This window comes from Psychrobacillus sp., from assembly GCF_056205495.1.
In genome coordinates, this window is the sequence record NZ_JBAEAP010000050.1 from 1 (window position 1) to 5010 (window position 5010).

Consider the following 5010-nt stretch of genomic DNA (forward strand, 5'->3'; position numbering starts at 1 on the left):
ATCAGCCATTCCCCACACATAATTCTCTTTATCTACTATTAAACTAGTAATCATACTTGAACTAAATGGTAGGTGAATATATTTTTTTGCCTCTGGATTAAAACGATCAAAATAGAACAGTCTTGCTCCTCTAGGATTTACTTGTTGGTTGGCATGGATCGATGTACCACCGAATACTTGAGTTCCTCTGCTTACTAAAGAAACAATGCTTTGGTTATAAATATAATCCTCATAAATCTCTGTTTTTTTAGTAGAAGTGTCATAAAAAACTAATGCCCCTCCACCAACGCTAGTATCAGGTAGAGTACCAAGAATAATCTCTTTTCCTTTATTATAAGGCGCAACTGCTGTAGAACGTTCTTGCCCATGTGAGCTCATTCTAATTACTTCAGCAGGATTTCCAACTCCCCACGGAATCGAACGATCATATACTAATAATCTAGCTAGAGGATAGGCTCCAATATAAAGCTTGTTATTTATCTCAAACATAGACTCCACTTGGCTTATGTTACGATATAATTCCTTGTTCCCCGTTGCTACGTTGTATACGCCAAGGCCACCTGACATATAACCATTTGCATAAATATGTTTACCATCTGAGCTAGATGCTAAAGTGTAAAGCTCAACCGGCTGCTCCGGCAAGTTAAAGTTATGATATTGTAACTCTCCTGTTTGTGGATTGTATTCAAAAATTTGACCTAGGTTATCAACCATACCTGATAAAATCCATTCCTTTGGCTCCTCCAAAGTTTCTTCTGAAGGATCATTACCATTAGGATTTTCTTTCATAGGCGGTACTATTATTGGCAAGGCAGGGTTTGGAACGATAATCTCTGTATTTTTTACACCAGATTCTACTTTAGGTGCAGTAACTGCGCCTGGAACAGTATTCTCACTTTCATCCCCTGTTCCTTCCTCGTTCGGAACCTTAGGATTCTTTACGATAAAGTCTAGATTAATAGCTTCCGTTCCTTTAGGCAGATAAACACCAAGTTCGGTATGCATCTTTGTCTCGAACTCATATTTAATCAATTGTTGCCCTTTTGTATAGTAGATGCCCTCTCCATTTGGAGAAACTGCTGATACAGTTTTAGAGCTCAATTCAAATTCATCCACTATTTTAAGTGTTTTACGGTCAAAAATAACAGCCATATTTGAAGGATGTAATCTAGCAATAATATAATTATCCGTTAAAACTAAGTCCTGTGCATATTTTTCAGACATGTATTTTGCTGGCAAAAATGAAGTGAAATTTTTTGTGTTCGGCTTTTTTACTAATAAATCCATTGGAGAACCAATAGAAACGTAAATTTCATCTTTATCTTCATCAGCAACGATAGCTTTCACGAATTCTTTTCGTTTTCGAATTTGACCAAATTCCTCTATTTCTTTTGTTTCTGTATCAAATGCCACTAACGAACCACCATAAGCCGAACCTGCATACACTTTATTGCCGGATACGATTAAATCTTGAATAGATGTATCACTCTTATTGGAAAAAATCGCTCCATGCTTTTCAAATACTTCCTCGTTCGGATCATAGCTATAAAGTACGCTCGATACTGATCCACCAACCCATAGCTTCCCATTTTCATCTACATCCAAGCCCCATGCACTTTTCGAATCTTCTAACGTAAACGTATGTAAGATTTCTTTAGACTTATAATCCACGACAACAAGTGCCGCTGGAGAGCCATGCATGATGTAGTAAATAAAGTAGTCGCCCTCGTTATTTGCTGCAATTTTAGAGGATACAGCGGAAGCTTTAAAAATCATTGGCCCTAAATTTTCGTAGCCTTCCTCAATTACTTCTTCTACTGGCTTTTCTTCTATTATATCGTCCAGCCATTCCTCCGAGTTATCGACCTCTAGGTTTTCTTCGACAACATCTTTAATACCTTCTATTCCTTGTTGCTCTTTTACTTCTACCATTGGCTTTTTGACTATCTCTTCTGCGTGAACACTACTCATCGGCGCTGCTAAAACCATAGCAAGCATTGCTGTACTAATTTTTTTCAACATTCTAACCCCTTTCATATCTATACTAACTTTAACATGATATGGAAACTTTTTAAATATAATCATGTAACTAAATTGTAATCATAGCTATTTATATAGTAAATGCTACCACTTATGTTTCATGATATAATAGTATTGGAAATAAAAGATAGGAGATTAGACATGTTACAATCTATTAAAAAAATGATTTCAGGAGAAGTCATAGAGCTAAACCAGCTAAAAAAAATTGTAAATAAAATAAATGCCCTAGAAGATTCATTCACTCAAAAAAATGATGCAGAGTTACAAGCATATACAAATATTTTTCGTGAGAAGCTTAACGAGGGAATATCACCAGAGGAGCTAATTATTGAAGCATTTGCTGTCGTTCGAGAGGCCTCTAAACGTGTGCTTGGAATGAGACATTATGATTCTCAGCTGATGGGAGGGGCTGTTCTAACACAATCTCAAATTGCACAAATGCAAACGGGAGAAGGTAAAACGTTAGTGGCTACCCTACCAGCTTACGTGATGGCTGCTTACGGAAAAGGAACACATATCATTACCGCGAACGAATACTTGGCTACTCGAGATTATGAACAAATGAAGCCCCTTTTTGAATTTCTTGGTCTTTCCGTTGGACTTAATGTAGCTGGACTGGAAAAAGAGGAAAAGCAAGCTGCTTACCTTTGTGATATTACATACGGAACAGGGACAGAGTTTGGTTTCGACTATTTAAGAGACCATATGATCCAACGAGAAGATGAGCTCGTACAAAGACCGCTTTTCTACGCATTAATCGATGAAGTAGATAGCATTTTAATAGACGAAGCAAGGACACCTTTAATCATTGCAGGTAAGTCTAACGCAAGCTTAAATCTCTTCCCTGTGATGCAGATGGTAGTAGAATCGTTTGAGGACAAAAGAGAATACGATTATTACCCAGAAACAAAACAAATTGTATTGTTAGATGAAGGTGCAGATCGTCTAGAAGAGGCCTTTGGAATCGATAATGTATATGATCGCGAACATAGAGAGTTTCTTCATATAGCAATGCAGACGCTTCGCGCAAAAGTAGTTATGAGAAAAGATGTCGACTATATTGTGAAGGACGATAAAATACAAATCGTTGACCAGTATACAGGACGTATAATGGAAGGCAGAACATATAGCGATGGCCTTCATCAAGCAATAGAGGCTAAAGAGAAGGTTTGGATCAAAGAAGAGAACAATACACAGGCATCTGTTACCATTCAACATTATTTCCGTTTGTATAGTCATATCTCTGGAATGACTGGCAGTGCTATGCCTTCACGCGATGAATTTTGGGAGACTTATAATTTAAGAGTCACAGAGATTCCTACGAACAAACCAAACAAGCGAATTGATATGGAGACTGTTGTCTATTTATCTTCTGAAGATAAAATGAAGAAAATTGTTGCTGAAACTAAAAAGCACCACGAAGTTGGGCGTCCTGTTTTAATTGGGACAACCTCTATAGAGCAATCAGAGAAGCTATCCAATTTCTTTAAAGAGGAAGGCTTGAAACACAATATTTTAAATGCTAAAACAGAGGAAGATGAAGCAGAGCTTATTTCTAATGCAGGTCAAATGCATAAAATTATGCTAGCTACTAATATGGCAGGCCGAGGAACGGATATCCTTTTAGGCGAAGGTGTAGCAGAGCTTGGTGGTTTGCATATTATCGGGACCGAGCTTCACAGTAGTGCTCGTATTGATATGCAATTACGGGGACGTAGTGGTCGCCAAGGTGACCCAGGCAGCACACAGTTTATCGTCTCCTTAGACGATGAACTATTCTACTACTATGATGAAGAAGAATTCGCTAAGTATAAAAAGAAAGTAAAAACAGATGAGAGTGGTTTAATAATTTCCCCTAACCCAACTAAATTTGTTTACAATGTACAAAAGGTTATTGAAGGAATGCATTTCTCAAGTAGATCACACTTATTAAAATTAGATGATGTAAACAATGATCAACAAAAAGTGATTTATAATTATCGTGAAAAAGCATTGAAACTGGAAAACATGCAATCACTCATTCAAATTGCTATACAGGAACGCTTAAATTACTTCTTAAAGGATATGTTAGAAATGGATGCAGCGGGGGAAGCTGCTTTGCACCAGGAAGTGATTGATGAAATTAAAATAATCGGCACGCTTACTACCACGGAGCCAATCGATTACTCTAACTTCACTGCGGAAAGTAAGGAACAATTACAAAAGGAACTAAATGTTGTTTACCGAATGGCACTAGATGAACTAGAGAATGATGTAGATCAAGATACTTGGAAGGACATCCAAAGTATTTACATTGAAACGCTAGATAGATACTGGATTTCTCATTTAGGAAACTTACACCACTTGAGAGAAGGTATTTCCGTTCGCGGCTACGGACAAGAAGATCCTTATAGACTATATTCATTTGATGCATTAGACATGTTCAATAACATGCTTAACGCCTTTTTCCGAGATATCAGCAGGTATTTCTTACAGGTTAATAGCTCTAAAGCGGAAGAATAATAAAGACAGATTTCAACTAAAGACTGCAGCTATTGCTCAAGTTATTTCCCCTGAGCTTGCTGCAGTTTTTTTATTGTTCTTCTATCCCAACATTTACCTAGTAATAAAACTAGAAAAAGATAAAGGTGTTATTCCCGCTTTCTTACGATAAAAGACAAGGATAATAGGTACTGTTATCCTTGTTTTTTTTGAATAAATACTATTCGAACACATTTATCTCTTATTTGAACCTCGATACCAAGTCATGCATGTTTTCAGCTTCCTGTTGAAGTTGAAGGGCTGAATTCATAATAGAATTAATAGCATTGTTCTGCTCTTCAATTGAGGCATTCATTTGCTCTGTTGCTGCTGCAGACTCCTCTGCAACGGCTGCAATATTAGATATCGCCCCTACAACCACTTCTCTATTAGAATACATGATATTCATCTCTTCATTTAAATAGATAAGTTCTTCTTTTATTTGTTGAA

The 5010-nt window shown here is 36.9% G+C and carries 2 protein-coding genes and 1 pseudogene; 1 reads left to right on the top strand and 2 read right to left on the bottom strand.

All coding sequences use genetic code 11. The annotated features are described in order from the left end of the window. On the bottom strand, positions 1-2019 hold a 2019-nt coding region (locus AC06OU_RS01715), incomplete at its 3' end, for a hypothetical protein (protein ID WP_475853564.1). Between the two features lie 162 nt (positions 2020-2181). Here AC06OU_RS01715 and secA point away from each other — a divergent pair. Further along, complete coding sequence (gene secA / locus AC06OU_RS01720; protein WP_475853565.1) at positions 2182-4542, top strand: preprotein translocase subunit SecA; 2361 nt, start codon at positions 2182-2184, stop codon at positions 4540-4542. A 220-nt stretch (positions 4543-4762) separates the two neighbouring features. On the opposite strand, the pseudogene AC06OU_RS01725 reads toward secA, so the two are convergent. Then, positions 4763-5010: pseudogene (locus AC06OU_RS01725) on the bottom strand (hypothetical protein); the annotation flags it as partial.